This window comes from Nostoc sp. ChiQUE01b (genome assembly GCF_034531255.1).
GTDB lineage: Bacteria > Cyanobacteriota > Cyanobacteriia > Cyanobacteriales > Nostocaceae > Nostoc.
Map to the genome: position 1 here is coordinate 711 of NZ_JAVRBM010000162.1, position 5,309 is coordinate 6,019.

Here is a 5,309-nt window from a genome sequence, read left to right on the forward strand (position 1 = left end):
GGCGTTCTTGTTCAGCGCGTTGGCGTTCTTGTTCAGCGCGTTGGCGTTCTTGTTCAGCGCGTTGGCGTTCTTGTTCGGCTCTTTCATCGCCAGTTAATAACAAATTACCTTGCAAATCCCACCAACGTAACCAGGGCAATTCCACGCTTTGATAAACTCCAAGCCTTATGCCTAACTCGACTCTTAAAGGAGGTATAGGATAATGTCCTCGTTCATTTGCTGCTAATAACTGGTATTGTCCACCAATGAATTCATACACTTCTATACTGGCTTTATTCACTTCATAAATGCCATAAAACGGAGGACGAATTACTTGCTCATAAATCCAAAATTTGCCCTTCCAAGGGGTTGTATCCCGTTCCTCACTCCCATCACCAGAGACGAATTCTAAAACAATTAAAGGAGCGATGTGTTCTCGCCAAAATACATAAGAACGGCGCGTCAATCCATCGAGTAAGGGTGGGACATTTCCTACATAAAACCAATCCGGTGCTGCGGCTCCTTTCTCTCGAGGATCTGTCAACCGCCAGTAAATACCTAAGTCCTGACCTATACAATATTGACCTTCTGGATGTAATTGCTGAAGAATGGGTGTAATTGAGTCAGTTAGTAAGATACTTTGGGGATGCTCTTGCCAATTTTTCACGAATGTGCCGTCAGAGTCTGGTAGCTGCGTGTGGTCAGGAAATGGAGTGAGATCGGTATCGAGGTTGGTTGCAGAGTTCATAAAGTTACCTTTGCACTAGCTAAAGGTTGTTTTTAGTTTAGCAATAGAGAGAGAAAAGAGCGATCGCGAAGCGTCTTTGTTTGCGCAGCGTCCCGAAGGGAAGGAGAATCGCCATTAACAATTTGCAAGGCAATTTCCAAGGAACCAATTACCTCAGCTAATGCTTCGGTTGTAGTATCGCGTGGGTCATTTATCCTTATCATATTCAGCGTGAGTTAAGCGATCGCCCAAAAGAGAGCCAACATAATATTTATCGATTGGTTCACCACCTAACCAGACCGCCCGAATCAATAAACGATTGCCCGAATTTAATAAACGATTGCCCGAATTCAATAACGCGCTTCTCGCTTGATTGCAATATAGAACTCCTATTTAATTTTTGCGAGGCTCGGTGCGCCTTTATGTTGCTTCGCTCATGAAGATTCCCTGCGATCGCCCTGATTCTTTCACTTGTTGCATGTTTTGGGCTATGCAAATGTAGGTGATTGGAGTCCACTACTACCAACAGATAATCCCAATGAAGTCATGAGTATTTTAACCCGTCAGATTTTGACGCAATAATTCATACTGGGGTGCCCTTTGCACCCCTACATAAACGTTGAAATTCCGCCTAAAATTATCGCCACCGAAAAAATGGGCAAAAATAGAATCATCACTCTACGATGAGGTGGATTATGGGTAAAAGCATTAAAAAACCGATGACGCAATTGTTGAGAGTTGTTTCTTTAAATCTTCTGACAAAGATTCCAAAAACATCATGTCATTGGTGATGTCTGAAACCTCATCATCATTCAAATTTTCTGTCTCTAATTGCTTTTGATAAGCTTCAATTCGATATTCCAGCGCCTCAACAATAAATCGAATTGCTTTAGGAGAAAAATTCACGTTCAACAACTCCCTTAATTGACTTTGTAAAATGCCTCACCAACTAACCGCAATGCACTTTTATAATCTTCTATTCCCATAGTGTAGCTTGGTTCCCATAACCAGTGATTGCCGTAATCATTCACCAAGCGGAGTTCGTTGGGAATATCAGTTCCTCTATCCAACTTCCACCAATTTTTTCCAACTCCCTGAACTGCAAACGTCGAAATTCCGCCTGAGCCTGCAACAACCCAAATATCACCATCTTCTTCGTAGGTTTCAACGTCTTGCGAACGAATATTATCTATTCTGGAAGAAATCGCATTTCCCATACGGTACAAATCAACGGGGGTTTTTCTCATGCCAATCAGCCAAAGACCTACACTTCTGGTTCAACGCCAAGCGATGTCTGACGACATATTTCTCTAAAACTCAAGCGATCGCTATTTAAATATTTTCCACCCATAAAATATTACTGATGTAAGCACTGGTTCTCAGTGCGTTGTAAAATTTTTCGTCTGCTATTACCATTTGGCATTGTTAAGTAATAGCAAGGGCTAAGTATAAACTGTCATACACTGCACGATCTGTCTGAAAGGCAATATCTAAAGCAAGTGGCATTAAAGGTTGAGATCAGTACACCTCTACAGGAACTGCATTTAAATCTGTTAATGTTTGTCTTGCATTTTCAGCAGTGTCTTCACCGCGATGTACTCGTTTCCACAAGACATTTCCTACTTCTGGGAAGAAAAAATCTGGAACTAAGAAAGTATGATTACTTGCTACTAAACGCCTAGCTGCATCAGAGTAGACTTCAGGGATGAACCACTTTATCGCAATGCTAGCATCTAAAACATACTGACTCACCGTTCTCTGTCCTCGCGGATGAGTTCAGTACTATCACTGAAAATTTTTCCTGTATATCTAATTTGAGCGCGTGCTACAGCTTCTCTGGCTTTTTCCATATCGCCGCCAGTGTGATAGTGTGTCGCTTTTTCAGCCGCTTGTTGTAGGATCTGCTTTAGTTCCTCTTGCAAAGACCTACCGTGTTGTTTGGCAAGAGTTTCTAGCTTTTCTAGAATAATGGGATCTAAATTTTCAACTAAGATTTGAGCCATAATTCCATGATTATTTTTTCGCTGCTTTTATTCGAGATTTGAAATTAGTTTAGCAAGTTAAGCTAGAACAACCTTTTTGAAATTACTTGAATCCAATGAATTTAGTAATTTTTGAAGTGTTTTTCCATAACAAAATTTATCAGCTTTTGCCCTCTACGCTCTACTTCTTGTTTTTTGATAACAATAAATCCCTGACTCTCAAAAAAAGGTTTAGCTGTAATACTGGCTTCGGTAAATAACTTTTCTACCTCTAAATAGTTTGCTTTTAATTCAATCTGTTCTAAGATTTTCTTACCAACACCTTTCCTTTGAAAATCTTTATGACAATAGAAACGATCAATATGACCATTAGCCTCTAATTCTCCAAAACCAATAATTTTGTCTTTTTCTTCTGCTACATAAGTAAACTTACTTCCTAAACTTTTAATCCAAATTTCAATATCCATGTTTGCTGGTGCCCAAGCATCTACTTGTTCTTCTGTATAATCGTGAATATTCACTTCATGAATAGTGTCATAGAACAATTTCATAATTTCTTCGGTATCAGCTATTTCGTATATTCTTAATTTCATAAAGAAGGTAATTAATCACAAATCACTTTACTATAAATATTAGCCAATAAAGAAAAAGATACGGAAAATCAAACCGCAGAGAAGCCAGTGCGCCCTTGCGGTTCTCCGACTTGTACCCCTTTCCTACGGAACGCTCCGTGAACGGGGAAGCAAGCTACGCGTAGCGTCTCCGACAGGAGAAGCAACTGGCGCGACGCAGAGGGCACGGAGAAATAAGAGTTTCAGAGAGTTCTTGCGTAAGTCCTATATCAGCTATGCTTCTGATTGATCATCAAGTTGGTACTATATAGTACAAATATACTAATTAACTGCTAAAATGCTTTAAAAGTCAGCTAGCCTTGCTTGAGGTAGTATGAAAAAAATCCAAGACACGGACAAAAAGCCCATTTTGCTGTTCCAGCCTACATTTGTAACTACTGCTATAGTCCCACTGCAACCCCAAGAAAAAAAAATTATTAGTGAACGGGAGCGTTTTATAATACAAGTCGAACGCATCAATCAGATGGCCCAAGAGTTAGAAGCAGCGATCTTAGAGTTGAAAGCGATCGCTAACAAACTGAATACTCAAAAACGTTACTCAGTCTTGATAAAGGAGATATGCAAAAATATTTGTCAGTATTTCGCAGTTAGCATCCCTTGGGTGAAACGAAAGTCTGACCAATCATTTATTTTGACAACGCGAAAAGTTGATTTATTCCGAGCCGAAAGGGAAGCTGCACTGCTAGCAGAGCAACTTCGTCAGCAAACCAAAAAAAGATTAGCATCGCAGCGACACAGAAAAAACAAGAATGGGGCTGAAGCTGACACAAAACGCTTGTTCAAAAAGGTATTAGTCAACAAATCTTAAAATTATCAACATTCAACGGCATTTCACCCTTGAGGTTGTAACAGTTATGCTGATTGAAGTGGCAGAAGGAACTTATTTGTCAAAATTGCTAGATACCACACTGCCATTATTTCTTTGCAACCATAGTTGGTGACAAAGAAACAAAGCCGCCCTAATATTTGCACTTCCGTAAAACCAGAGTGTAACATCAGGGACAATCAATCAGCGCCCAGAAGAGGTAAAAAGAAGGTGTTAAAGACACTTTTAGTGATTGCCGTTGGTTTTTTACCGTCCCTGTTTTCCCTGTGGATGATCCGTAAAACCCAGCGATCGCGCCTACGACTCAGACAAGCAGCCATGAATTTTCCAGTGGTACAGGGACGGCAAAACCTTAGACCTGTGGAAGGCGATCGCTATTATTTAGAAGGGGTGGGTTATCTAATTGGCGATATCAGCTGCAAGTTTAATGCTCGGTCTGGCTACATCCGCTGTGCTATCAATCCCCAAGGCCCATGTAACGGTTGCCGTCACTACGAACCTAAGGAATTAGCTGGTAGTGAAAAAAGGTCTTAATAAGTTTTACCTGCCTAATACTCAAACAATCTCAAATTACTAAAGAAGGGGAAGGGGATAATTGGGGAGAGAGCAATTTATCAAAGCGTCGGTTAACCGATGCCCTAAACTAAGTACAGCATTTCATAAATCTGTGACGAATTGAGCAACCTACTAGTAAGCCTTTGCAAGATTTAATAACGCTACAAACTTGTGAAATCCTGTACTAAGCCTACCCTTCACCTAAGAGAAAAACCGCTGTAACTATGGGCCAGTATTAACAAAAAGTGCTTTATTGGTTCCAAGACCGGCACAGATAACCTGACTTGTGCCTAAGGAAGCACAACTAGGATTTGAGGTGGCTACACCTCCCAAACCCTGATACCCACTCCAGGAACTGCCATTAAACCGATTAACATAAAGTGCACTATCGGTTCCTAATACGCCACAAATAACCTGGCTTGTGCCTAAGGAAGCACAACTAGGATTTGAGGTGGCTACACCTCCCAAACCCTGATACCCACTCCAGGAACTGCCATTAAACCGATTAACATAAAGTGCACTATCGGTTCCTAATACGCCACAGATAACCTGACTTGTGCCTAAGGAAGCACAACTAGGATTTGAGGTGGCTACACCTCCCAAACCCT

Annotated in this window: 11 protein-coding genes; 2 read left to right on the forward strand and 9 right to left on the reverse strand. The window is 40.9% G+C overall.

All coding sequences use genetic code 11. From position 1 onward, the window contains the following. The 8 genes from RMY63_RS40805 to RMY63_RS40840 form a co-directional block, all read right to left on the reverse strand. Positions 1-727: Uma2 family endonuclease (locus RMY63_RS40805; RefSeq protein ID WP_322734125.1), on the reverse strand; the 727-nt coding region annotated here is incomplete at its 3' end. 32 nt (positions 728-759) lie between these two features. Further along, positions 760-930 (reverse strand): hypothetical protein, encoded by a 171-nt coding sequence (locus RMY63_RS40810; RefSeq protein WP_322734126.1) that lies wholly within the window; start codon positions 928-930, stop codon positions 760-762. Beyond that, positions 914-1,060: a hypothetical protein gene (locus RMY63_RS40815; protein ID WP_322734127.1), complete on the reverse strand. Its 147-nt coding sequence runs from the start codon at positions 1,058-1,060 to the stop codon at positions 914-916. The genes RMY63_RS40810 and RMY63_RS40815 overlap by 17 nt, the downstream gene beginning before the upstream one ends. A 354-nt stretch (positions 1,061-1,414) precedes the next feature. Next, the gene (locus RMY63_RS40820; protein ID WP_322734128.1) at positions 1,415-1,612 is read right to left on the reverse strand and encodes a hypothetical protein; all 198 of its coding nucleotides are present in this window, start codon (positions 1,610-1,612) and stop codon (positions 1,415-1,417) included. A gap of 14 nt (positions 1,613-1,626) precedes the next feature. Next, a complete protein-coding gene (locus tag RMY63_RS40825; protein ID WP_322734129.1) occupies positions 1,627-1,953 on the reverse strand; it encodes a hypothetical protein in 327 nt (108 codons plus the stop codon). A gap of 271 nt (positions 1,954-2,224) precedes the next feature. Beyond that, positions 2,225-2,458, reverse strand: a complete 234-nt coding sequence (locus RMY63_RS40830; RefSeq protein ID WP_322734130.1) for a type II toxin-antitoxin system VapC family toxin — start codon at positions 2,456-2,458, stop codon at positions 2,225-2,227. Next, the gene (locus tag RMY63_RS40835) at positions 2,455-2,709 is read right to left on the reverse strand and encodes a FitA-like ribbon-helix-helix domain-containing protein (RefSeq protein ID WP_322734131.1); all 255 of its coding nucleotides are present in this window, start codon (positions 2,707-2,709) and stop codon (positions 2,455-2,457) included. The genes RMY63_RS40830 and RMY63_RS40835 overlap by 4 nt, the downstream gene beginning before the upstream one ends. 101 nt (positions 2,710-2,810) lie before the next feature. Further along, positions 2,811-3,281, reverse strand: coding sequence for a GNAT family N-acetyltransferase (locus tag RMY63_RS40840; protein ID WP_322734132.1), 471 nt, complete (start codon positions 3,279-3,281; stop codon positions 2,811-2,813). 352 nt (positions 3,282-3,633) lie between these two features. Between RMY63_RS40840 and RMY63_RS40845 the strand changes: the two genes are divergently transcribed. Further along, positions 3,634-4,128, forward strand: a complete 495-nt coding sequence (locus RMY63_RS40845; protein ID WP_322734133.1) for a hypothetical protein — start codon at positions 3,634-3,636, stop codon at positions 4,126-4,128. A gap of 228 nt (positions 4,129-4,356) precedes the next feature. Further along, positions 4,357-4,680 (forward strand): DUF6464 family protein, encoded by a 324-nt coding sequence (locus RMY63_RS40850; RefSeq protein WP_322734134.1) that lies wholly within the window; start codon positions 4,357-4,359, stop codon positions 4,678-4,680. A 243-nt stretch (positions 4,681-4,923) separates the two neighbouring features. Here RMY63_RS40850 and RMY63_RS40855 read toward each other — a convergent pair. Beyond that, the coding region (locus RMY63_RS40855) for a hypothetical protein (protein ID WP_322734135.1) at positions 4,924-5,309 on the reverse strand (386 nt) is incomplete at its 5' end.